This window comes from Streptomyces spiramyceticus (assembly GCF_028807635.1).
Lineage (GTDB): Bacteria > Actinomycetota > Actinomycetes > Streptomycetales > Streptomycetaceae > Streptomyces > Streptomyces spiramyceticus.
The window spans coordinates 1,839,393-1,865,064 of the sequence record NZ_JARBAX010000002.1 but is presented as its reverse complement, the minus strand read 5'-3'; the positions used below and the strand labels follow the sequence as shown (position 1 = coordinate 1,865,064).

9 protein-coding genes and 1 pseudogene are annotated in these 25,672 nt (G+C 66.7%); 8 read left to right on the top strand and 2 right to left on the bottom strand.

The features are described from left to right. Positions 1–67 precede the first annotated feature (67 nt). The 7 genes and pseudogenes from PXH83_RS32025 (at position 68) to PXH83_RS32000 (ending at position 21,679) form a co-directional block, all read left to right on the top strand. Positions 68–8,227 (top strand): SpvB/TcaC N-terminal domain-containing protein, encoded by an 8,160-nt coding sequence (locus PXH83_RS32025; protein ID WP_274565068.1) that lies wholly within the window; start codon positions 68–70, stop codon positions 8,225–8,227. An 18-nt stretch (positions 8,228–8,245) separates the two neighbouring features. Continuing rightward, entirely contained in the window at positions 8,246–8,758 is a 513-nt protein-coding gene (locus tag PXH83_RS32720) for an NUDIX hydrolase (protein ID WP_420803280.1), read from the top strand. Between the two features lie 45 nt (positions 8,759–8,803). Further along, entirely contained in the window at positions 8,804–15,328 is a 6,525-nt protein-coding gene (locus tag PXH83_RS32020; protein ID WP_274565067.1) for a neuraminidase-like domain-containing protein, read from the top strand. Positions 15,329–15,338: 10 nt separating this feature from the next. Continuing rightward, positions 15,339–18,629, top strand: coding sequence for a Tc toxin subunit A-related protein (locus tag PXH83_RS32015; protein ID WP_274565066.1), 3,291 nt, complete (start codon positions 15,339–15,341; stop codon positions 18,627–18,629). Between the two features lie 197 nt (positions 18,630–18,826). Then, a complete protein-coding gene (locus tag PXH83_RS32010) occupies positions 18,827–19,765 on the top strand; it encodes a transposase (RefSeq protein WP_274565232.1) in 939 nt (312 codons plus the stop codon). A gap of 149 nt (positions 19,766–19,914) precedes the next feature. Continuing rightward, positions 19,915–20,148, top strand: a complete 234-nt coding sequence (locus tag PXH83_RS32005) for an NAD(P)H-dependent glycerol-3-phosphate dehydrogenase (RefSeq protein WP_420803279.1) — start codon at positions 19,915–19,917, stop codon at positions 20,146–20,148. Positions 20,149–20,586: 438 nt separating this feature from the next. Beyond that, positions 20,587–21,679, top strand: a pseudogene (locus PXH83_RS32000) (IS630 family transposase). Positions 21,680–22,181: 502 nt separating this feature from the next. Here the strand turns inward: PXH83_RS32000 and PXH83_RS31995 are convergent. Beyond that, the gene (locus PXH83_RS31995; protein ID WP_274565065.1) at positions 22,182–22,910 is read right to left on the bottom strand and encodes a hypothetical protein; all 729 of its coding nucleotides are present in this window, start codon (positions 22,908–22,910) and stop codon (positions 22,182–22,184) included. 720 nt (positions 22,911–23,630) lie between these two features. On the opposite strand from PXH83_RS31995, the gene PXH83_RS31990 reads away from it, so the two are divergent. Next, positions 23,631–24,377: a pilus assembly protein gene (locus PXH83_RS31990; RefSeq protein WP_274565063.1), complete on the top strand. Its 747-nt coding sequence runs from the start codon at positions 23,631–23,633 to the stop codon at positions 24,375–24,377. 168 nt (positions 24,378–24,545) lie between these two features. On the opposite strand, the gene PXH83_RS31985 is transcribed toward PXH83_RS31990, so the two are convergent. After that, on the bottom strand, positions 24,546–25,640 hold the full coding sequence (locus PXH83_RS31985) for an IS110 family RNA-guided transposase (protein ID WP_274565231.1): 1,095 nt from the start codon (positions 25,638–25,640) through the stop codon (positions 24,546–24,548). Between the last annotated feature and the right edge of the window lie 32 nt (positions 25,641–25,672).

Below are 25,672 nucleotides of genomic sequence, written 5' to 3'. Positions count from 1 at the left end.
GGTTGAGGGCTTCGCGGGCTACCCTCAAGTAGCGCGATCCAAGCCACCTGACAGGAGATACCTCGTCATGGCTCTCGGCCCGGCCAACCTGCGCGGCGCTCAACGTGACGGGCAGCCCAAGGCTGCAAGCGGCGAGGCTTCGTTTGCGGTTACTGCGCCCTCTGTGACCCTGCCCAAGGGCGGCGGCGCCATCCGCGGCATCGGCGAGAAGTTCGCCGCCAACCCTGTCACCGGCACGGGCTCGGTGTCGGTGCCCATCGCTACCAGCCCAGGGCGTTCCGGCTTCGGGCCGCAGTTCTCCCTGTCTTACGACTCCGGTGCCGGCAACGGGCCGTTCGGCTTCGGGTGGAGCCTGTCGCTGCCGTCGATCACGCGCAAGAGCGAGAAGGGCCTGCCGCAGTATCTCGACGCGGTGGATTCCGATGTCTTCATCCTTTCCGGGGCGGAAGACCTGGTGCCGGTTCTCCGGGCCGACGGTACGCGCTTCCGTGACGACACGACCGCGCCCGGGTTCGTCATCCACCGCTATCGTCCTCGTATCGAAGGGCTCTTCGCGCGCATTGAGCGCTGGAGCAAGATCGGCTCGCCCGGCGATGTCCATTGGCGCTCGATCTCCAAGGACAACATCCTCACCCTCTATGGTTATGACGCGAATTCGCGCATTGCCGACCCGCTCGACGCCAGCCGCATCTTTTCATGGCTGATCTGCGAATCGCGCGATGACAAGGGCAACGGCATTCGCTATCTGTACAAGAACGAGGACGGCACCTACCAACCCAGGCCAGGCCAGGCCGATCCGTTCGATCGGGTCCACCAGCGCAACCGGGGCCTTGCCTCCGATTCGCGGCGCACCGCGCAACGCTACCTGCAGCGGGTGCTGTACGGAAACCTCAGGCCCTTGCTGGATGCCGAGGGCCGGCGCCCCCGGTACCTGAGCGACCTGCCTGATCCGCCGTCGGACACCGACGCCGACTGGTTCTTCGAAGTGCGCTTCGATTACGGAGAGCTGGACGAGGGCAACCCGACGGGCCAGCCGGAGAAGTCCTGGATCTACCGCCCCGATGCTTTCTCCAGCTACCGCTCGGGTTTCGAGGTGCGTACCTGCCGCCGCTGTGAGCGGGTGCTGATGCTGCACCACATCCCCGATCAGCCGGCGGGCCTGGGCCGGGCGGCGCAGCCCGGCTACGGGGGCGTGGTTCGCAGTACCGAATTCACCTACGACGACGAGATCGACTCTGGTCTTGTCGCCCGGCCCGTCTATAGCTTCCTGAAGCAGGTGGTGCAGACGGGGTGGAAGCAGGAAGGTGGTTCGACCACACGCAGCAGCCTGCCGCCGGTGGAATTCGAATACACCGAACCCCTCGTACAAGAGGTTGTCGAAGAGGTCGACCCGGCGAGCCTGGAGAACATGCCCATCGGCCTGGACGGCAGTACCTACCGCTGGACCGATCTGCACGGCGAAGGCATCCCCGGCATCCTCACCGAGCAGGCAGGCGCCTGGTTCTACAAGCGCAACTGGAGCCCGATTCCGCAGACGCAGACCGACGGCGGCAAGGCCGTCAAGGCCTGCTTCGCCCCGCTCGAAGCGGTCGCACTCAAGCCCAATGTGTCCTTGAATGCCGGCGCCGAGTTCATGGATCTGGCTGGCGATGGCCAACCTGATGTCGTCGTCATGGAAGAGCAGACGCCTGGCCTGTATGAACACGATGAGGCCGAGGGCTGGCAGCCCTTCCGCCCCTTTACCTCGCGCCTGAACCGCGACCTGCGCGACCCCAACCTCAAGTTTGTCGATCTCGACGGCGACGGCCATGCTGACGTGCTCATCACCGAAGACGACGCATTGGTCTGGCATACCTCGCTGGCCGAAGAAGGCTTCGGCCCTGCCCGTCGCGTCGCCCAGGCGCTCGACGAGGAGAAAGGCCCGCGCATCGTCTTCGCCGACGGCGCACAGTCGATCTTCCTGGCCGACCTGTCGGGCGACGGCCTCACCGACATCGTGCGCATCCGCAACGGCGAAGTCTGCTACTGGCCCAATCTGGGCTATGGCCGATTCGGTGCCAAGGTGACGATGGACGGCTCGCCTTGGTTCGACAACCCCGATCAGTTCGACCACAAGCGCATCCGCCTGGCCGACATCGACGGCAGCGGCACCACCGACGTCATCTACGTCCACCGCGACGGCGTCCGCCTGTACTTCAACCAGTCGGGCAACGGTTGGAGCCAGCCGCAGGTGCTCAAGGTGCCTCCGAGCATCGACGATCTGACGAACATCGTGCCCACCGACCTGCTCGGCAACGGCACCGCCTGCCTGATCTGGTCCTCACCGCTGCCGGGCGATGCGCGGCGGCCGATGCGCTACGTGAACCTGATGGGCAGCCGCAAGCCGCATCTGCTGGTCAAGACCATCAACAACCTTGGTGCCGAAACTCGCGTCGACTACGCCCCTTCGACCAAGTTCTATCTGCAGGACAAACAGGCCGGCAAACCCTGGATTGCCCGGCTGCCGTTCCCCGTGCATGTGGTCGAGCGCGTCGAGACCTACGACCACATCAGCCGCAATCGCTTCGTCACCCGCTACGCCTACCACCACGGCCACTTCGACGGTGAGGAGCGCGAGTTCCGGGGCTTCGGCATGGTCGAGCAGTGGGACACGGAGCAGTTCGCAGCCCTTGCCGACGGAGCAGTGCCGGCCGACAACATCGACGCCGCCTCGCACGTTCCGCCGGTCCACACCAAGACCTGGTTTCACACTGGCGTCTATCTTGGCCGCCAGCATGTTTCCGACTACTTCGCCGGCCTGCTGAATGCCACCGACCAAGGCGAGTACTTCCGCGAACCCGGCCTCACCGATGCGCAAGCACGGGCAATGCTATTGCCGGACACCGAGCTTCCCGAAGGACTGACGCTCGAAGAAGAGCGCGAAGCCTGCCGTGTCCTCAAGGGCTCGATGTTGCGCCAGGAGGTCTATGCCGACGACGCCGACCATCCCGGCGCCACACAGGAGCAGATCGAGCGCGCCCGCAGGCCCTACACCGTCACCGAGCAAAACCTCACCATCCGCCTGCTACAGGCACGGGGTCTCAACCGCCACGCCGTGTTCATCACCCATGCGTGCGAGGCACTCAGCTACCACTACGAGCGCGACCCGATCGATCCACGCATTCAGCACGCGCTGACACTGGAAGCCGACGACTTCGGCAACGTCCTCAAACAGGCTGCCATCGGCTATGGCCGCCGCGCCTCGCCGCTGTCAGAGCAATGGGATCGCGATCGGCAGACGACGCCGCTGCTCACCTACACCGAAAACCGCGTCACCAACGCCATCGACTCGCCCGATACTCACCGCAACCCGCTCCCCTGCGAGGCGACTACCTTCCAGTTGACCGGCTACCTGGCCACCGGGCCGGCCGGCCGCTACCGGGCCTCGGACTTCGTCGAACCGGACCCCGCAGGGCCAGGCCGCCTGCGTCACAGGTTCACTGCCCCGGAAGTCCCGTATGAGGGCACCGCCTCCGGCAGCCAACGCCGTCGCCCCATCGAGTTGCTGCGCACGCTCTACCGCCGCGACGATTTGACCGGCCTGCTGCCGCTCGGGGACCTGCAACCGCTCGCCCTGCCGGGCGAGAGCTACAAGCTCGCCTTCACCCCCGGTTTGCTCGCCCAGGCCTTCCTGCGTACGCGCCAGGGCCAGGCCCCCGAGCCGCTGCTGCCCGACCAGGCCGCCGTGCTAGGCGGCCAAGCAGGGAGCCGGGGCGGTTATCTGCAAAGCCAGATGCTCAAGGCCGACGGCCGCTTCCCCGCGAGCGACGCCGACGACCACTGGTGGATTCCCTCCGGGCAATCGTTCTTCAGCTCGAGTCCCGCCGACAACGCGGCCACTGAATCGGCGCATTCCCGGCAGCACTTCTACCTGCCGCGCCGTTACCGCGATCCCTTCGGTCTGAACACGTTTGTCGACTTCGACGCCCACGACCTGCTGATGGTCGAAACCAGCGATGCGCTCGGCAACCGCGTCACGGTGGACGCCAACGACTACCGTGTGCTGCAGCCGCGCCTGGTCAGCGACCCCAATCGCAACCAGACCGAAGTCGCCTTCGACACGCTCGGCATGGTGGTCGGCACCGCCGTGATGGGCAAGCCGCTGCCCGCGCCTGCAGAAGGCGACTCGCTCGCCGACTTCGTCACCGACCTCACGCAAGTCAAGCTCGATGGTTTCTTCGACGCCGCCGATCCACACACAAGGGCGGCAGCGCTGCTCAATGGCGCCACCACGCGCATCGTCTACGACCTCGACCGCTTCCGGCGCACGCGGCAGGCGAATCCCAAGACCCCGGAGCAGTGGCAGCCCGCCTGCGCCGCCACGCTCGCCCGTGAAACCCATCTCAACTTCCCGCTGCCGCCGCAGGGCTTGAAGATCCAGCTCAGCTTCAGCTACTCCGATGGCTTTGGCCGCGAGATCCAGAAGAAGATCCAGGCCGAGCCTGGTCCGGTGCCGCAGCGCGACGCGACGGGCAAGATCATCGTCGGTGCCGACGGCCAGCCCGTGTTGACGGCGGCAGACGCCAGACCACGCTGGGTCGGCAGCGGCTGGACCATCTTCAACAACAAAGGTAAGCCGGTCCGCCAGTACGAGCCCTTCTTCACCGACACCCACCGTTTTGAGCTGGATGTGCGAATCGGCGTCAGCCCGGTGCTGTTCTACGACCCGGCCGAGCGCGTCATCGCCACGCTGCTCCCGAACCACACGTACGAAAAGGCGGTGTTCGACCCCTGGCAGCAGACGACGTACGACGTCAACGACACCTGCGCGCCGCCGGTTCAGAGACTCGGCGATCCGCCACCACGCGAGACCGGCGACCCGCGTACCGACCGCGACATCGGCGGCTACGTCAAGGCGTACTTCAAGGCTCAGCCGACGACCTGGCTGACCTGGCACGCCCAGCGCATCGGCAACGCACTGGGCACCGACGAGCGCAACGCCGCCGAGCGTGCCGCAGCCCATGCCGACACGCCCACCACCGCTCATTTCGACGCCTTGGGCCGCCCATTCCTAACCGTCGCGCGCAACCGCGTCGTCTGCGCTGGACACGATCTCGACGGCACCGAAGAGAGCTTCGCCACCCGCGTCGAACTGGACATCGAAGGCAACCAGCGCGCCGTGCGCGACGCCATCCAGCAGGCCGGCGACCCGCTCGGCCGCATTGTCATCCGCTACCGATACGACATGCTCGGCAACCGCATCCACCAACTCAGCTTGGAGGCCGGCGCGCGCTGGATGCTCAACGACGCGGCCGGCAAGCCCATCCGCGCCTGGGACAGCCGCGGCCACGACTTCACCACCAAATACGACGCGCTGCGTCGCCCGGTAGAACAGTTCTTGCGGGGCACCTTCAGCGAGGCCGATCCGCTCAAGACCAACTCCGACCCGCGCACGCTGAACCGCGACATCCTCGTCGACAAGATTGAATACGGCGAGCCGCCCCTCAACGCCACGCCGGCCCAGGAGACCGAGGCGCAGCGCCTCAACTTGCGCACCCGCATCCTCCGGCACTCAGATTCCGCGGGTATCGCCACCAACGCAGGGTTCGATGCCAGTGGCAACCCGACTGAGGCCTACGACTTCAAGGGCAACCTGCTGCGTCGCAGGCGGCAACTGGTCAGCGACTACACCGTCATCCCGGACTGGCTTCTAAACCCCCAACTCGACACCGAGGAGTTCGAGAGCAGCACGCGCTACGACGCGCTCAACCGTCCCATCCAGTCCATCGCGCCGCACAGCAGCCTGACCAGGCCCGGGCACCCCAACAAGTTCAACGTCATCCAGCCTGTCTTCAACGAGGCCAACCTGCTTGAGAGGGTGGACGTCTGGCTGGAGCGAGCCGCCGAGCCAGCTGGCCCGCTCGACCCGGCCGTCGACGCGCTGTCGCCAGTCGGCTTAGCTGCTATCGCATACGACGCCAAGGGCCAGCGCACAGTCGTCGACTACAAGACCCGTGACGCGACGGTCATCCGCACGACCTACGCCTACGACCGCGAGACCTTCCGCCTGACAGACCTGTATACGCGCCGGGGCGTGGACCCCGCGACGGCCCAGGGCGTGGCCTTCACCGACGACTGCGATAACCCGAACCCACCGCCGGTCACCATCGCCGCGCCCAAGCAGCCGCCCGCGGACAGGGGCTGCGGCTTGCAGAACCTGCACTACACCTACGACCCAGCCGGCAACATCATCCATATCCGCGACGACGCGCAGCAGACCGTCTACTTCCGTAACCGGCGCGTCGAGCCGACCAACATCTACATCTACGACGCGCTCTACCGGCTGATCCAGGCCGACGGTCGCGAGCACTTGGGCCAGGCGGCTGGCGGTGAACGCTTGTCGCCGACCGCCCCGGACGGGTTCGATGCCTTTCACACACGACTCGACCACCCAGGCGACGGCAACGCCATGGGCACCTACACCGAGCGCTATGTGTATGACGCCGTCGGCAACTTCCTGCAGATGCAGCACCGCGGCAGCGACCCGGTGCATCCGGGCTGGACGCGCGCCTACACCTACGCGGCAACCAGCCTGACCGAGCCGGGCAAGCGGAACAACCGTCTGAGCGGCACACAGGTGGGCAGTGGCGTTGCAGCCGCAACCCACACCTACCTGCACGACGCCCACGGCAACATGCTGCGCATGCCGCACCTGGGCGGCGGCGGTGCTGGGCCGAACATGCACTGGGACTACAAGGACCAGTTGCGCCAGGTCGACAAGGGCGGCGGTGGCGCGGCCTTCTATGTTTACGACGCCTCAGGCCAGCGCGTGCGCAAGGTCTGGGAGAAGGCGCCAGGGCTCACCGAGGAGCGCATCTACCTCGACGGCTTCGAGATTTTCCGTAGGCACGGCGGCCCAATCGGCGCGAACACGGCCACGCTAGAGCGCGAGACGCTGCACGTGATGCACGACAAGCAGCGCATCGCCCTGGTGGAGACGCGCACGCTCGACTCTGCGGGCGACGACCAAGGGCCACGACAACGGATTCGCTACCAGTTCGGGAATCACCTCGGCTCAGCCAGCTTGGAGCTGGATGAGCAGGCGCAGATCATCTCTTACGAGGAGTATGCGCCCTACGGCAGCTCGACGTATCAGGCAGTGCGCAGCGAGATGGAAACGGCGAAACGTTATCGATATACGGGAAAGGAGCGGGACGAGGAGGCTGGGTTCTACTACCACGGCACACGCTACTACGCGCCGTGGCTCGGGCGATGGACGGCCTGCGATCCGGCAGGCGAAGAGGAAGGTCCCAACCTCTACCAATACTGCTTCGGCAATCCGACGGGCTTCGTCGATCCTGACGGCCAGAGCGGAAAAAGGATCGCCATTGTCATGCACAATGAATCCAAGTCGACGGAAAAGGAACTCCCCCAACCCAAGAAGCCCGTAAAACCCCAGAAGCCGACGATCGAGGCCCCCGGAAAGAATGCTTCAGATAAAGAGAAGGCAAGATACGAGCAAGATAAGAACAAAGCTGAGAAAGCATTCGCAGACAGCATGAAGAAGTATGAAGATGCGGAAAGGAAATATTCCTCTGATTTGAAAAAATACGAAGCAAATAAAAAGCTGTGGAGTGCTTATCGTGTGTCGCAAAATGAGTACAAGGCGTCTGAAGCCGCACTGAAAGCCGAAGGCTATGATGTCGTGCAAGTCGATTCCGGCAAAGCGCTACTCGATGCACTCAAGAACGCTGGGTCGATCAAGGAACTCGTGGTCCTGTCGCATGGCACACCCTTTGGGCTGGGCGGTGAAGGGCCTGGTGCCGGCCTATACGCCGACAAGCCGCCCGGTGGTGCCTCGTTCGACGCCAAGCGTGCGGCCAAGCTATCAGACTTGGAAAAAATGATCAATGACAAGACAATCGTGTTCGAAAAGGACGCGACGATTGTCTTGGGGATGTGCAGAACCGCTGGCGGAAAAGAAGGTACGCATGTCGGTTCGTCCACATGGACCGGACCGGTTGAGGATACCTTCGCTTATCGGCTGGCAAAAGTTACCGGCCTCGAAGTCTTCGGCAGTGAGGGTGTTTCATCGTACGGCGGAGACAAACGAACGTCGACGCCGTTGCGCTATAGCAGCATTGGCTGGCATCGATTCACGCAGCAGGGCAACGCAATCAAAGAGGAAAATCTGAAAGGGCGATATTTGAATGTCGTGACGCGCAAAACGAGCGGGAAGCCGGAATGAACTCTGACCAGACCACCCATGCCTATTGGTGCGTCATCACGGCCGCGGCCAAAGACGGCAGTGTTGCCCCCGACACGACCGCGACCGAGGCCCGCAACTGCACCCACGCCGACGGCGTCGTGTTCCGCCTGCGCGGGCCGCACGGCCGAATACCTGCTCGTCGAAGCGACGAGCGATCCGACGCAATGGGTGCAGCCCGAGGGCCACGTCGAAGAAGGCGAGCAGCCCCGTGAAACCGCCGTGCATGAAGTGCACCAGGAAACCGGCTTGTGGGCACGCATCGTCCACGACCTGGGCGCCGAAACCTGGTCGGTCGATGGCGCCGTCATCACGATGCACTTCGTCCTGATGCAAGCCGTCGAGCGTGGGCTGTGGAAGGACAAAGACCGACAACACGTTGGCTTCCGTTGCAGGAAGTCATCGCCAAGGCGAGCCACATCGAGACGCGCGAGTTGCTGCAGGCAGCGGAGCAGCGGTGGTCGCTATACAAGTGCTTCACCCGCTCTTGTAACGTTCCCGACTTCAGCCTGAGTCGGGATCAACAGGGAGAAACGGAAATGAAAAAGGAAAGCCAGCATGGCCAACTTTATTAAGGGGCGGGTGATCGACGAACGGAGCCGCCGGCCAGTCCCAGGCCTGACGGTCGAGGCGGTCACAATGCGGGCCTCCGAGAGCCTGGGGATCGTGCAGACGAATGCCAATGGCGTGTTCGGGCTAGCGGTGAATCCGCACCGTTTCAGGGTGCTTGTGACCAACGGCGAAGAAGTCGGCTTCCGTATTACCGGCCCGAACGGTGAGGAGTACACCGTCGGCGGCGGGCTGTGGAGCGGGCGTGAGCCCGAAGAAGTCGTTTCCGTCGTCGTCCGACCGCCCAGGGCTGAGCCGACTATGGGCGACGGGGTGTTCTCGGTGCAGGGTGTCGCCACGGACGCCGCGGGCGTCGCCGCGGTCGGGCTTGAAGTCGAGGCGTGGGACCAGGCCGTTGCGGGCAAGAGGCTGCTTGGCACCGCCGCCACCGGTACCGACGGCCGGTACGTGGTCACGTACGAGGCGGCCGCGCTGTCCGGCAAGCCCGCCGCCGACTTGCTGGTCCGCGTGGTCATCGCCGGTCGCGACACCCCCGTGGTCGCCGAGAGCGACACCCTGTTTCAGGCTCCGCGGCACGCGACCGTCGACCTCGTCGTCGAGCGTGCCGACGTTCCAGCCGCTCCGGAGTACGTCCGACTGCTCGCGCACGTCAAGCCCCTGCTGGGGGACTGGCATTTCGGCGACGTCGACGCGGGCGGTGTCAGCTACCTCGCTGGACGTGGCGCCTGGGACGCGCGCGGCGTCGCGATGGCGGCGCGGGCAGAGCAGCTGAGCGCACAGACGCAGATCCCCGCATCGCACTACTACGCCCTCATGCGCGCCGGCCTGCCCGGCGACCTCGATCAGATCTACCGGCTCGACGACAACACGGTCAGGGAGGCGCTCCAGCGGGCCGCGCAGGGGGGTGTCATCTCGGCGGACGACGACATCGAGCGCACTTTGCGGCTGTACCGGGAGGCAGCGCTGGAGAGCCTGCGCAACTTCCGGCCGGAAGGCAGGGTGTCGTCGCTGGGCGACATGCTCAGCGTGCGGCTCGACGCTGACCAGCAGGGGACTTTCCTCGCCACGTACCGGTCGACGCACAGCGATCCCGACGCACTGTGGTCCTCGCTCGCCAACTGCGGGTTCGACGAGCGCACCATCGGCGCGCTGCAGACCGACGCCGTGCTGGGCGAGATCACGCGGCAGAACGCGCCCGTGGCCGGTCGGCTCGTCGAGCGGATCGGGCTGGGCGACGCCGCCGAGCTCGCCGACCATGGCTTCTACCGCGCGGCGGCGTGGCGCGACGTCGTCGGCGACGACGTGCCCGAGGGGCTCACCGTCGAGCAGTACACGTCCGGACTAGCTGCGCAGGTCGCGACCCGTTTCCCCGCAGGGGTCACCGCCGACCTCGTCCGCAGCAACGCCGTCGCGGTCGCCCCTGAGGCAAAGGACGAGGTCGCCGCGTTCTTCGCACAGCGCAGTGCGAACACGTCGCTCGGTGTCGCTCCCGTGCGCACGTGGGAGGGCTTCGCGGACCTCAGCACTGGGGCCCGGGAGGGCGCGCTCAAGGTGGAGCGGATGTTCCAGATCAGCCCGTCGAACGATGCGATGGTTACGCTGTCGTCCGTTGGCATCGACTCCGCGCTGCAGGTGATGCGGTACTCGCCGACCGGGTTCGTGACGGCGTTCGGGGACAAGTTCCCCAGCACCATGGAGGCCCGGCTCACGTACGCGAAGGCGCAGCAGGTGCACACCACCGCGCTCACCATCGCGACCCAGTACCTCGCTTACCGCGGAGCGCCGAACGTCTACAGCATCACCGGACGGCTCACTCGGCAAGCGTCGGAGCCGGACCCGGAGATCGTCGCGTCGGCGACCCTCGAGGACCTGTTCGGCAGCATGGACTACTGCTCGTGCGGCCACTGCCGTTCGGCGCTGAGCCCCGCAGCGTACCTCGTCGAGCTGCTCGAGTTCGTCGACGTCGCGGACGAGCCGCACACGCTCGACAACCCGCTCGACGTGCTACTCGCCCGCCGCCCGGACCTGCAGCACCTCGGCCTGTCCTGCGAGAACACCAACACCGCGCTGCCCTACGTCGACCTCGTCCTCGAGATCCTCGAGCACTGGGTCGTCAACGGCACCCTCGTCGGCTACGAGGGCCACGACACCCGGCCCGACGCCGCGACGGCTGACCTGCTCGCCGATCCGGACTTCGTCGTTGACACCGCGTACGACACGACGAAGGCCGCGGTGTACCCGTCGCCGCTGCCGTTTGACGCCCCGCTCACGCACCTGCGCGCGCTGTTCGAGGTGTGGGACACCTCCCTGCCGGCCGCGCTCGACGTTTTCGGCACGCCCGCCGACGCGCGGCGCGAGTGGCTCGGCCTCAACGCCGCAGAGCTGTCGCTGCTCACCGACGTCGGGTTCCGCGCACTGCCGGAGCTCTACGGCGAGCCGGCCGCGACGACCCTCGCCGCGCTCAACGCGATCGTCGGCAACGCGAAGACGTTCAGCCGGCGCACCGACGTCACGTACGTCCAGCTCGCGGACCTGCTGCGGTCGACGTTCGTCAACCCGGGGTCGGTGCTGGTGCCCCTGCTCGAGGCATTGAAGGTCTCGATCGGGCAGATCCAGCAGCGGTTCGACGGCACGCTGAGCGACGGCGAGTTCACCGACCTGCTCCCGGACGACCTCGACCCGGCGCCGTACGGCGGCGACGTGCTCGCGTGGCTCGACGCGCACCAGGATCTCATCATGGGCACGATCACGCTCACGGACCTGACGCCGCCGGGCGACGACAGCCACGCGTGCGACTTCGGCATGGTCGAGCTCCGGCACGTGCTGCCGGACATGACGGCGAACCAGCTCACGGAGATCGACCACCACCGGCTGCTGCGGTTCATCCGGTTGTGGAAGAAGCTCGGCTGGAGCATCACGGCGACCGACACCGTGATCGTGGCCTTCCTCGGCGTCGCCCCCGCGACGCTCACCACCGAGACGATCGACGCCGCGTTCGATGCCATGTTGGACCGCCTCGCCGGGTTCCTCCGACTGGCCTCCCAGCTCGACCTGTCCGCGAAGAAGCGGGACCAGTGGCTCGCGCTGTTCGAGCCGGGACTCGACCCGACGGTCCGGCAGGACCGGCTCGCGCCGCTGGTCAAGCTCGGCACGGCCGACCTCGACACCCTGCTCGAGCTGTCCGGCATCGACCCGTTCGCGGACGACCTGGGCTCCGCCGCCCCGTCCCTCCTCCGGCTCGTCGACGCCGCCGCGCTGCTCAAGGGTACGAAGCTCAAGGTCGCCGACGTCGACTTCCTGCTGCGGCACGCCGACCCGACCGGCAAGCTCACGCCGACGCCGACGCAGGTCGAGCGGGACCTGTCGGCCCTGCGGAACGCGCTCACCGCGGTGGACACCGAGCTCGCGGTGCCGGCGGCCACGGCCGATCTCGGTGCCGCGGCGGCCCGCATGGCCCTCGTGTACGACGCCGCGGTTGTTGACCGGTTCCTCGCGCTCGTCGCGGGCACCACGACGTACGCCGTGCCGCTCGTCACCGCCGAGGAGGTGCTGCCAGCACCGCTCACCGCGATCGCCCCGGGCGTGCGGATCGACCCGTTCCACAACACCCTGACCTCGACCGGCCTGCTCTCCGCCGCGACCCGGACCGCGCTCGACACCGCGATCGCGGCGCTCACGCTCGCCGACGTCGAGGAGATCACCGCGCCGGCCGACCTCACGGCGTTCAAGGCCGCGCTCACGACCGCGTTCCAGGACCTCCAGGACGCGGCCGACGCCGACCTCGACGACCTCGACGACGAGTTCCCCGAGCTCAAGGCCCTGTACGACACCCTCATCACGCTCACGGATCCCGCGGCGCAGGCCGCGGCGATCGTCGTCGGCATCCTCCCGGAGCTGCGGGCGACCCTGCGCGGCACCGCCCTCCGCACCGCGCTCGCGACCGTGACGAAGGCCGACGTCGAGGTGCTCGACGCGCTCGCGTCCGACCCCGACGTGCTGCACGCCGACGGCGACCCGACCGCGATTTTCCTCGACGACTTCGCCGGGCTAGAAACGCCGCCGGCGCTCGGCGCGAACGGGACCCACGAGCTGCTGCTCGACCCGCCCGCGAGCACCGACTTCCTGCTTTACGTTGCCGCCCCGGCGGGCACCTCGGTGACCCTCGACGTCGACGGCGTGACGGCCATCCCGACGACCCCGACCGACGCCGATGGCGAGCTGCGCAGTGTCACCTCGATCGCCCTCACCGCGGGCGACCTCGCGCTGGTCACCCTCACGCTCGCGGGCCTGCCCGCGGGTCGGTCGGCGGAGCTGCGCTGGCGCACGAACGCGCTGGCCAAGGCCGCGGTCCCGGCGTCCCGGGTGTACGACGCCGGCGCGTACGAGCAGGCCGAGCGCACGATGCGGCGCGTGCAGAAGACGGTGCTCGCCGCGAAGGCGCTCGGGCTCACCGCGGGCGAGGTCGCGGACCTCGGCGCGGTCCGGACCGTGACCGCCGGGCTGTGGAACGGGCTCGCCGTCGACGGCACGATCGCGGTCCCCGACGTCGTGGCGCAATGGGCGCGGCTCGCATGGGTGCTGTGGTTCGTCCGGCTGAAGAAGGAGCACGAGCCGGAGGGCGACACGTTCCTCGGCATCCTGCGCGAGCCGGACGCGGCCGACGCGCAAGGCAAGCTCGTGGTGGCCGGCGTCATGGAGTGGGCCGAGGCGGACCTTACCGCGGTGCTCACGGAGTTCGGTCTCACGGTGAACGATCTCGGCGACCTGGCGAACCTGCGCCGGGTGACCGCCGCGCTCGACCTCGTCGCGACGACCCTGCAGCCGGCGTCGGACCTCGTCGCGTGGACCGTGCCCAACCCCGACGGCGTCCTCGTGCGGGGTGTGCGGGAGACGCTCAAGGAGCGGATGGACCTTGCAGCGTGGCGGGAGTCGATGCAGAGCGTGAGCGACGCGGTGCGCAACGCTCGACGGGACGCGCTGGTCGCATACATCCTTCACCACGACACTCCGTCGCCCGAGATCGAGACGCCCGAGCAGCTGTACGAGTACTTCCTCGTCGACGTCCAGATGGACGCGTGCATGCAGACCTCGCGGATCCGGCTCGCGCTGTCGACCGTCCAGCTGTTCGTGCAGCGCTGCCTGCTCAACCTCGAGCCGGCGGTGTCGCCGTCGTCGATCAACGCCGACCACTGGACGTGGATGCGCCGGTACCGGGTGTGGGAGGCGAACCGGAAGGTGTTCCTGTACCCGGAGAACTGGCTGGAGCCGGAGCTGCGGGACGGCAAATCGCCGTTCTTCCGCGACCTCGAGAGCGAGCTGCTCAAGGCCGACATCACGCAGGACCTCGCGGAGCTCGCGTACCTGCACTACCTGCGCAAGCTCGATGACGTCGCGCACCTGGAGATCGCCGGCGCGTTCCTTGAGGAGAAGACCCCGGGGACGATCGACGACGACATCCTGCACGTCATCGGGCGCACGCTCGGCAGCACCCGCGAGCACTGGTACCGCCGGCACGAGTACGGGTACTGGACGCCGTGGGAGAAGATCGGGCTCAATATCGAGGGCGACGTCGTCGTGCCGGTGGTGTGGAAGAAGCGGCTGTTCGTCTTCTGGGTGACCACGCTCGTGCAGGCGCAAGGCGACCCGGCGAAGTCCCCGCAGGACATCTCCGACGAGGCCTGGTCGCTCGCCGCCCGGGTAGACGCGACCGTGACGCTGCACCGGGGCGAGTACTACCGCGGCACGTGGCAATCGTCGAAGTCCACCGAGACCTCAACGTCGCTCACCTGGTCGTCGCTCAGTTCGTTCGACCCGCGGCTCATCCGGTGCGTCACCACGGTGTACACGCCGACGTCGGCGCCGGGCGGTCCCCCGCTGTCGGAGCGCCTGGAGTTCCGGCTGGGCTACCGGGCGGGCGGATATATCGGCGACTACATCCTCACGTTCACCAGCCCGAACGCACAGCCGCACGTGTCGAGCGAGGACCCGTTCTGGGTGTACCTCGGCGACCAGGCGTCGATGCTCGAGCTCGGCCGGTCCCCGCTGCCGCAGGTCGATGCGAACCAGTGGACGTACCCGGACAAGGTCTTCACGGTGCGGGTCCAGCAGCCGTCGGAGCCGAAGGACCCAGTGGCGATGACGGTGCTGACGAAGACCGGAAACCTGGTCGACGGCTTCCGGGTCCGGCCGACGCTGCAGCACGGCGTGAGCAACCCGTGGGAGATGCCGCTGTTCTACACGGACGAGCGGAGCGTGTTCTTCGTGACCGGGGACGAGCAGCTGTACCACGAGGGCAAGTTCCGCTACTACGACGACCTCATCGTCGACGGCGGCATGCTCCACCTGCCGCATCTGTACGAGGAACCGGTGAAGCCGAAGATCCCCAAGCCAGGCGACCCCGTCTTCGACCCGACCTGGGCGCTCCAGATCCCCGGCAACACGGTGTTCGTGTTCGGCGGGACCACGTTCGACGCCGGCGGCGCCGTCAAGAAGCAGCAGCTGCGGAATCTGTGAGGTGAGGGCGATGGCGAACAAGGCGAACTTCCACGACACGATCACCGAGCTCCGGACGAAGTACGGTGACCTCGTCTGGGTGCACCAGGGCCGGCAGCGGCGCCGCGTGCAGTACGGGCTGACTCCGCACTACCATCCGTGGACCGAGGAGCTCATCCGTAAGCTCAACACCGACGGGTTGCCGGCGCTGTTCGACGCGAAGTGGCAGTCGACCCTGGTGACGACGCTGGCGCCAGGGTTCTACACGCCGGGCTCGGCGTTCACGGGCCCGTTCCCGAAGGACGTCATCGACGTCTCCGACGACGGACCGTACGCGATCTACAACTGGGAGCTGTTCTTCCACGCACCCGTGCTCATCGCGGTCCACCTGTCGAAGAACCAGCGGTTCGAGGAAGCGCAGCGCTGGTTCCACCACGTGTTCGACCCGACGAGCACCGACATTTCGATCGACCCGCCGCAGCGGTTCTGGAAGTTCCTGCGGTTCCGCGAGGAGACGGACCCGGAGTTCCTCACGGAGATCCTCACCGAGCTGTCGAAGACCGGCGACAGCGAGCTCAAGCGGCGCACGGAGAAGGCTATCCAGGCTTGGCGGGACAAGCCGTTCCAGCCGCACGTCGTCGCGCGCGGGCGGTACCTCGCCTACCAGTACAGCGTGGTGATGAAGTACCTCGACAACCTCATCGCGTGGGGCGACCACCTGTTCCGGCAGGACACGGTCGAGACACTCAACGAGGCGACGCAGATCTACGTCATGGCGGCGAACCTGCTCGGGCCGAAGCCCCAGCGCATCCCGCAGCTGCACAAGCCGGTTAGCAAGACGTACGCGCAGCTCAAGGCCGCAGGCATCGACAAGTTCGGCAACGCGCTCATTGAGCTGGAGAACCAGTTCCCGTTCAACTCGTCGGCCGCAGCGAGCGGCGACGCGAGCGCGAGCGGGGCCGACGGCGCGGTGTTTGGCATTGGACGGACGCTGTACTTCTGCATCCCCCAGAACGACCAGCTGCTCGCGTACTGGGACGTCGTCGCGGACCGGCTGTTCAAGATCCGGCACTGCATGAACATCGAGGGCGTCGTGCGGCAGCTCGCACTGTTCGACCCGCCGATCGATCCCGGCGCCCTCGTCAAGGCGGTGGCCGCAGGACTCGACCTGGCGAGCATCGTAAACAACCTCAACCAGCCGGTGTCGTCGATCCGCGGGCCACTGCTGCTGCAGAAGGCGCAGGAGCTGTGCGCCGAGGTCAAAGGGCTCGGCGGGGCGCTACTGCAGGCGATCGAGAAGGGGGAGCTCGAGCACGCGAGCCTCCTGCGACAACAGCACGAGCTCAACATCCAGACCCTCACGCGGGACGTGCGGTTCCTGCAGTGGAAGGAGGCCGAGGAGGCGACGACGGCGTTGCTCGAGAGTCGCGGGACGGTGTGGGAGAGGTACCGGCACTACAAGAAGATCCTCGGTACGTCGGACGCGATCATCGACGGGTTGAAGTCGGTGGACCTCATCCGCGACGACCTCACGGAGGACACGTTCGACGCCGCGTACAACGCGCTGGTGACGGCGTACGCAGGCGACCTGTCGCGCGAGGAGTACCGCAAGGAGTCGTCGGTCGGCGGGCTCATGGAGTTCGCCGGCGAGCAGGTCGTGAGCCTGGTCGGCGGCAAGCTCGGAGAGACCCTGCCGCTCAACAAGAACGAGAACGCCGAGCTCAACATCTTCCTGCCGACGTCGGACACCTTCGGGGCCGCCGCGACGGTGCTCAACATCGCGGCGCCGATCCTCGCGCTCATCCCTCAGTTTGACGTGCATGGGACGCCGCTCGGCGTCGGTGGCGCCGCCGGTTTCGGCGGGACACAGCTGTCGAAGGCCGCGAAGTACGGAGCCGAGGGCGCGAAGATGATCTCGGAGGCGTTCAAGGGCTCCGCAGAGCGGGCGTCGAAGATGGCGGGCTACTATCGGCGAGCCGAGGACTACGTGCTCCAGGCGAACCTGGCGACCAGCGAGCTCGAACAGTACGGGCGGCAGATCATCTCGTCGCTGCTGCGCGAGCAGGTCACCAAGCGCGAGTACGAGCACCATCTCGTCCAGATCGAGCAGGCCGCCGCGGCGGAGGAGTTCCTGCGCACCAAGTTCACCAACGAAGACCTATACACGTGGATGCAGGGCGAGCTGTCGAAGACCTTCTACGACGCCTACAAGCTCGCGTTCGACGTCGCGAAGAAGGCCGAGGTCACGCTGAGGCGCGAGGTCATGCGGCGAGAGTTCGACGACCAGGACATCATCAAGTTCGGCTACTGGAACGACGGCAAGCGCGGCCTGCTCGCCGGCGAGGCGCTCGCCCTCGACCTCAAGCGGCTCGAGATGGCCTACCTTGAGGCGAACAAGCGCGAACTCGAGCTCACCAAGCATGTGTCGCTGGCCCGGCTCGACCCTCGCGCGCTGTTGCGGCTCAAGGCGACCGGGTCGTGCGAGGTCGAGGTGCCGGAATGGCTGTTCGACATGGACTGCCCCGGTGTCTACCTGCGGCGACTCAAGACGGTGGCACTCACGATCCCTGCCGTGACCGGCCCGTATGCGGGCATCCACTGCGCATTGTCACTGCTGCGGTCGAGCGTGCGTGTCTCGCCCGAGGAGGGCGAACAGTATGCGCGCAACGCCGCCGACGAGGACGCCCGGTTCCGAGACTTCACCGGAGCGATCCAGCAAGTTGTCACGAGCACCGCACAGAACGACAGCGGCCTGTTCGAGACCAATCTGCGGGACGATCGCTACCTGCCGTTCGAGGGTGCCGGAGCGATCAGCACGTGGCGGCTCAAGCTGCCGATCGACCTTCCGCAATTCGATGTCGAATCCATTTCTGACGTGGTGCTCCACCTCCGGTACACGGGCCGGCCAGCGAGGCAGTTGGCAGCGCCCGCCCTTGCTTACCTCACGGACGAGGTGCTGTCCGACCCAGAAAATCTCGTGCAGCTGTTCACGCTGAACTACGACTTTGGAAACGCATGGCATGGCTTTGCGTCCGCGGTCTCTGATGCTGATCGGAAGTTGCACATAGAGGTGACGACGGAAATGTTCCCGTACTGGCTGAAGAAGATTGGTATGGGCGATGCCTTGGTTGCGACGTTCTCGGTGATCGACTTCGCCAAGGGAAAGCTTACGTTGGCGCCCACAGTGCAGGCTTTCGCCGGTAATGCCGAGACAGCGTGGACTTTGGACATCACGCAAGGCTCGTCGATTTTCCCTTTCCTTAAGAAACACGCAGCCGCCGGGGCTACGGTGCATATGTCGGTGTCGTACGCAGCGGCGTAAGCGAGTGTTGGGGCGAAGCCCGGTGTGGGGTTTACGGGCAACCCCACACCGGCCGCTGCCCCGGCAGGTCGCCCACGCGAGATGGGGACTCGCGACTCGAAGCGTTTGCTCCAGCGGTGTCAGGCGGCTGTTGAGGCGTGATGTTCCCTAACGAGCTCGTGCATGGTTGGCCGTAGCGTGTCGCGATCTTGATCGTTGTGTGGCATGTGGTGGGGATGGCGCGTGCTGCGGTTGCAGTGAATCAGCGGGTCACCGGTCTGGGGCGGACGGTGGTGGCGGAACTCGTTACTGAGATCGAGCCGTTGTGGCACGAGCGTCACCAGGCCAGGCTCGCCAGTCGCGCCCGGAAGCGGGCGGTCGGTGCCGGTGCCAGGCACAAGCTGGTCTTCGTCGACCGGCTGCTGATCACCCTCGTCCATCTGCGGCATGGCACTACTCATGACGTCCTGGCCTGCTGGTTCGGTGTGGACCGGTCCACCGTCACCCGGGCCATCGGTGAGATCCGTCTTCTGCTGGCCGAGCGGGGCTGCACCGTAGAGGCCGGGGTGCGACTGCGGACCCTCGACGAAGTCATCGGCCACCTCGAGATCAGCGGGAAGACCGCGATCCTCGACGCCACCGAGATCCGGGTCCGCCGCCCCGCCCAGGGGACTCCGGACCGGGGCCGCTTCATCTCGGGCAAGAGCAAGCAGAACGCGGTCAAAGCGATGGTCCTGACCGACGCCGATGGACGCCTGCCCTTCTGCGGGGAAACCCGTCCCGGCAGCTGTCCCGACATCACGCAGGCCCGTGCCTCCGGACTCGTCGATCTCCTCGACACCGGCCCGTGGGTCGAGATCCTGGCCGATGCCGGCTACCAAGGGCTCGGGGCCCAGACCGGCGGGCAGGTCATCACCCCGCCGCACCGCAAGTTCCGCAAGAACCCGCCACCTTGGTACGAGCAAATGCACGCACAGGCCAAACACGCGCACTCCTCACGACGCATCCGCGTCGAGCACGGCATCGCTCACCTGAAGAACTGGAAGTCACTCGCCCGCCACCACAACCGCCGCGAGTATCTGCCTCAAACCATCCAGGCCGTGGCCGCCGTCGCCTCCCACCAGCAAAGCACCATTCGGCCACTCACCACAGCCTGACCAGCGACGAGACACGACCAGCCACGCGTCACAGCCAACCATGCACGAGCTCGTTAGGGCTTCGCGAGCGACAGCGCTTCCCAGGTCCAGCGCCTGACTTGTGAGCGGCCCGATGTCTCCTGAGACATGCTGAGCGCGAAGAACGCACCTTGGGTGAGCGCCTCGGCCAAGGAATGACCCTAGCGGAGGCAACCGCCGCTACCAGCCAGACCGCTGAGGGAGTCAAGTCGTCCTCCTCGATCCTGACCCTCGCGCGTCGGCACGGTGTAGAGATGCCCATCACCGAAGTCGTCGTGGCCGTCCTCAACGGCACAGTCACGGTCACCCAAGCGGCCACCATGCTGATGACGCGGACCCCCAAACCCGAGCGCTACGGGATCTGAGCGAGTTAGCCGCTCTTCGAGCAGGGTTGCCAGTTGGAACTCATACGACAGTGGCTCGATACGAGCCCCACTCGGGGCGTTCACGTGTACGCCGACATTCGGCGGCCGCGCTGAAGTGCGCCGGTGCTCGGCCAGTTGGGCTCTGACGGAGAAGTACGGGTGCGATTCCCCAGGTACACGAGCTGCCCGCCTCCTTGCCAGGAGCGACGCTGGTCATGCCCTCGGCGGACTGAACGTGGTCTGATCGGGTGGCGAGGGACGCGGCTAGCGCCCCTCGCCACCGACGCCGAAGTGCCACATCAAAGGCGCGACGAAGCTGATCGATCGGGATCTGCAGGGGTTCGCTGGCCATGGGCACCATCTTGGCGCAGCCACTGTCGCAACGACCCGCCGGACAGGCTCTAGTGACCTGAGTCGAAGATTTGTTGTTGGTTGGGTATGAGTCGTCCGGGTCCGAAGATTCCGCCGTTGTCGGTGACCGATGCCCAACGGGCTGTGCTGGAGGGCTGGGTGCGTCGTCGTACGACGGCCCAGACTTTGGCTCAGCGGTCGCGGATCGTGCTGGAGTGCGCCGAGGGACACTCGATCACGGAGGTGTCCCGTCGGCTGCATGTCACTGCGGACACGGTCCGCACCTGGCGGCGGCGTTTCCTCGAACGTGGCTTGGACGGCCTGTCCGACGAACCCAGGCCCGGTGTCCCACGGAAGATCACCGACGCCGATGTCGAGCGGGTCATCGTCAAAACACTGGAGGAGAAACCGAAGAACGCGACACACTGGTTCGACCAGGTCGATGGCGGCGGCCACGGGCATGTCGCAGTCCGCGGTCTCGCGGATCTGGCGGGCGTTCGCCCTGGCCCCGCACCGGTCGCAGACGTTCAAGCTGTCCACGGACCCGTTGTTCATCGACAAGGTCCGTGATGTGGTGGGCCTGTATCTCGACCCGCCGGAGAAGGCCCTGGTGCTCTGCGTGGACGAGAAGTCGCAGATCCAGGCCCTGGACCGGTCCCAGCCCGTCCTGCCGATGGTGCCAAGGGTTCCCGAACGCCGGAGCCACGACTACGTACGCTCCGGCACCACCACCCTGTTCGCCGCTCTGGAAGCCGCCACCGGCAAAGTGATCGGCTCTCTCCACCGCAGGCACCGGGCTGTCGAGTTCAAGAAGTTCCTCGCCAAGCTCGACAAGGAAGTCCCCGCCGACCTCGACGTGCACCTCATCCTCGACAACTACGTCACCCACAAGACACCCGCCATCAAGCAGTGGTTACTGGCACACCCACGCTTCCATCTGCACTTCACGCCGACCAGTTCGTCCTGGCTGAACCTGGTGGAGCGGTGGTTCGCCGAGCTCACGCAGAAGAAACTCAAGCGAGGTGTCCACCGCTCCGTCCAAGCCCTCGAACGCGACATCCGTACCTGGCTCGCCGACCGGAACAACCACCCACGGCCCTTCATCTGGACCAAGACCGCCGACGAGATCCTCGACAAAGTCGCCGCCTACTGCCGACGAATCTCTGACTCAGGTCACTAGGGCCTGTCCGACGGATCGGGTGACGGGTCCGGTAGCGGATTGTTCTGTCCCCTGTGGAGCAGGTTGATTTTGCGGTCGCGGAGTGGGCTCGGCTGGAGCCACACCTTTTCCACAATGCTCTGCGTTGCGTCACCGCCGGGGCAAGGTGCCCGGAGGCGGGACGGCCCCCATGCCCGCTCAAACGCCGAGGCCCCACTCCAGATTCGGAGTAGGACCCCGCTCAATGACGTCGAGCCGTCACAGCATGCCCAAGTCACTCACACCGGCACGCCCAGACCACGCACGAGGGCCAGAACCTGAGGCACGATTCCGGCCCCTGCACCACTTACGATGCCGATCACGCTATCGACCATACCGCCAACGATGGGCACACCCATGAACGCTCCTCGAGTTCGGTAACTCCCATAGTCGCTAAGGGACTTCACGGCCGCAGCCGTACGGGTGTGGGCTCACCCGTACGAGGGATACGCTGCTGTACCGGGTGGAGCTGGGGTCGGTTGTTTCAGCAGGTGCCGCTGCCGGTGCCGGGGGTGCCATGTGCGCCGTTGCCGATGCCGCCGAGCCCGCCGTTGCCGCCAGGACCGCAGTGTCCGATCATGCCGGTGCCGGTGGCCGCCCCGCCGTTGCCGCCCGCTCCGCCGGCCCCGCCTGTGCCAGTGGTGCCGCTGTTGCCGCCGTTGCCGCCTGTTCCGCCGGCCCCGCCGTTGTTGTTGCTGCCGGTCGCCGCACCTCCGGCCCCGCCGTGACCGCCGGCCCCGCCAGTGCTGACGGTGGAGTTACCGCCGAGTCCACCGATGCCGCCCATGGCGCCGGCGCTGCCGGAGGAACTCCCGGCCCCGCCGGCTCCTCCGATCCCCCCGGCACCGCCGGCCCCGCCGTCCGGGCCGGAGTTGCCACCGTTGCCACCGGCTCCGCCGAAGCCTGTCGTGCCCGCGCCGCCGACCCCACCGTTGCCGCCGGCACCGCCTGCTCCGCCGCCCCATCCGGCTCCGCCGTCGCCGCCTTTCCCGCCGGCGCAGCCGGGGGCGCCGTTGCCGCCGTCGGTACCGGGCCAGCCGGCCGGGTGGGTGGGCGTTCCGTCGGCGCCGTTGAGGCCGTTGGTGCCGGAGCAGGCGGCGACCGCCGGGGCTGTGCCCGCAGCCAGGGCCGCGGTGGGCACCGCGGTGAGCATCACCGCGGCGAAGAGGGCGCGCATACCTAGAAGGGCGGTAGGTCGTCGTTTTTCAGTCATGACGCAATCTCCTTGAAGGAGGCGGGAGTCGGCTCGTGAATTCCCGTGGTGGCGTAGTTCGTTGGCGCTCCTCGGATGGCCGGTAACTCAGGCGCCCATTTTCCCGCCCACCGCCCGCCAGCGGGACAGCGAGGAGAAGTATGCGTATGGTCCCGGCCAGGGACCGTTGGGTGTTCACGTCGTCCCATTCCGGATCATCTGACGCTAATGCGAATGCGATGGATAATCTAGGTGTGAGAGCTTTCGGGATGTAAGTCTTCTTATCTTCTTGCGGGGTGCCCGCTTCGGTGGTGACGAATGAGGCAGGGCCTTGCGTGAGGCGGTGTCAGGGCGGGGATTCCGTCACGGACTCGGGCGTGAGGTGCCGATGGGTTGCCGTCAATGCGGGTGCTGGCACCTGGGGCGGGTGCACTGTGTGGCCAGCCGTGCCTAGCCGTGGGTTCAAGGCGGACGGGGTCACGGACCGGAAGTGGGTGTGGGCCGGCGGTGGCCCGGAACGTAGGCGAACGAGCGTCCGCACCCACGTTGAGCGATCGGTCTGGAATTCGAGATTGAAGAGCTGAGGGCCCTTCCAACGGCTGACTGCTGCTACGTACTTCCGCATAAAGGGCAACGCTGTCCTGCGTATTTCCCTACAGCTGAGGGGGTACGTCTGAGCTCGCTGCGCATGAACACAGTGCCTGCATCAGCGAGGCAGCCGAGCTATTTCCAGGGGGTTCCATGAGATTCCGTCGTGCCCTTCTCGCCTTTGCCGGGGCCGCTGTTCTGGCCACCGGCACGACCGCTCTCCTGCCCGCGACGGCCCAGGCCCGGATCATGGCCGTCGCGTGCGACGAGACATCGCTGATCACCGCCGTGAACGCGGCCAACGCCGCCGGCGGCGGGACCGTGACCCTCACCCCGGGCTGTACGTACAGCCTCACCGCCGCCCACGACAACGACGGCGTCAACGGCCCCACCGGACTGCCGATCATCACCACGCCCATCACCTTCGAGGGCAACGCCAACACCATCAACCGCGCCGAGGCAACCAACTTCCGCATCGCCCAGGTCAGCACCACCGGCGATCTCACCCTCAAAGCGGTCACCCTCAGCGGCGGTCACGCGGCCACGAACGGCGGCGGCATCCTGAACTTCGGCGCGGTCACCCTCACCGGAAGCGAGCTGTCCAACAACGCCGCCGACGGTACCGGCGGCGGCATCTACAGCACCGGCGGTGCGGCAGCGGCAACGTTCACCAGCAGCAACGTCAAGAACAACACCGCCCACCAAGCTGCCGGAATCGCCAGCGACCGCGCGACACTCACCCTCACCAGCAGCGTGGTCAGCGGCAACGCCGCCGCCATCAACCCCGGCGGCATCTACTACCTCGCCGGCACCGCAACGCTCAACACCTCCTCGGTGACCGCCAACACCCCCACCAACTGCACCGGCAGTCCCTCTCCCGTCCCCGGCTGCATCGGGTAACACCACCCCACCATGAGAGCGATAACCAGACTGAGCCGCCGGCCCGATGAGGGCGGCTCAGTCGCCGGTCTAAGGGCTTCGGCGGGTCACGAGCGGAGCCAGAGCCGGACGGCGGCCACGGTTACGGTGCCGTGAAAGACATAAGCCCGCTTGATGCCCCTATGGATGTCAATCGGCTGACGCGAGGGTGACCGCGGCCTTCGTGGGTGGGACGATCGTCTGGTAGATCTCTCGTGCGACGTAGCGTTTGAGGCAGCGGATGGCTTCGCGACGTGTCTTCCCCTGGCTAACGCGTCGCTCCACGTAGTCGCGGGTGCGGGTGTCCCAGCGCAGGCGGGCCAGGACGATGGTGTAGAGCGCGGAGTTGGCCTGCCGGTCCCCGCCGCGGTTGAGCCTGCGGCGCTGGGTCTTGCCTGAGGACGCTTCCACCGGGCTGACGCCGCAGAGTGCGGCGAAGGATGCCTCACTGCCCATCCGATTCGGGTTGTCGCCGGCCGCTATCAGCAGTGCGGCGGCGGTGTCCGGGCCGACGCCGTAGCGGTTCAAAAGCTTCGGCGCACAAGCGTTGATGGCGGTGGTGATGCGGCCGGTGAGGTCGTTGATCTCTTCGGTGAGGTGCTGGACCCGTTTGGCCAGCAGCCGGAGAGTGTGGCGGGCTGCAGCTGCCGGGGTTGTGCCGTCTGTGGCATCCAGTTCGGAACACTTGCGGATGAGCTTGGAGTTGCTCAGACCGGTCAGTGCCTCGCGCAGTGCGGGATCGGCGGCGACCAGGATGGCCTTGAGCTGGTTGATCGCTTGTGAACGGGACTTGGTCGCTGAGGTCTTGGCCATCTTGAACATGCGGATGGTTTCCACCGGGCCGTCGGAGGTCTTGGCGGTGGCGGTGGCTCGCCCGGAGAGCACTGCCTGCGCGGCTGCTGCGGCGTCGATCGCGTCGGTCTTGCCGCGTCGCCGTCGGGTGGCCTTGTCGGGCTGGTTGACCTCGGTGACGGTGATGTCTTCGCTGTGCAGGTAGCGCGTCAGTGCCGCGCCGTAGGAGCCGGTGCACTCCACGCCGGCTCGCTGCAAGCGGCCGAAGGCGCGTGCCCGGGCCAGCAGTTGGCGGTAGCCCTCCTGGGTGGTGTGGAAGCTCCGGGTGTCCAGCAGGGCACCCGTCATGGTGATCACCGCCGCCACGTGGACATCCTTGTGGGTGTCCACTCCAAGCACGACGTCCTCGGATGCTTCGGTCGTGTGGTGACGGGGGTGGGTGGTCTGGGTCATGCTGGGCACGGCTGCCTGTCTCCTGAGTGCAT

Excerpts from the sequence above, each read along its gene's own strand:
- PXH83_RS32020 (WP_274565067.1), top strand. The coding sequence starts at position 8,804 with ATGGCCAACTTTATTAAGGGGCGGGTGATCGACGAACGGAGCCGCCGG.
- PXH83_RS32720 (WP_420803280.1), top strand. The coding sequence starts at position 8,246 with ATGCCTATTGGTGCGTCATCACGGCCGCGGCCAAAGACGGCAGTGTTG.
- PXH83_RS32025 (WP_274565068.1), top strand. The coding sequence starts at position 68 with ATGGCTCTCGGCCCGGCCAACCTGCGCGGCGCTCAACGTGACGGGCAG.
- PXH83_RS31985 (WP_274565231.1), bottom strand. The coding sequence starts at position 25,640 with ATGACCCAGACCACCCACCCCCGTCACCACACGACCGAAGCATCCGAG.
- PXH83_RS31995 (WP_274565065.1), bottom strand. The coding sequence starts at position 22,910 with ATGACTGAAAAACGACGACCTACCGCCCTTCTAGGTATGCGCGCCCTC.
- PXH83_RS32015 (WP_274565066.1), top strand. The coding sequence starts at position 15,339 with ATGGCGAACAAGGCGAACTTCCACGACACGATCACCGAGCTCCGGACG.
- PXH83_RS31990 (WP_274565063.1), top strand. The coding sequence starts at position 23,631 with ATGAGATTCCGTCGTGCCCTTCTCGCCTTTGCCGGGGCCGCTGTTCTG.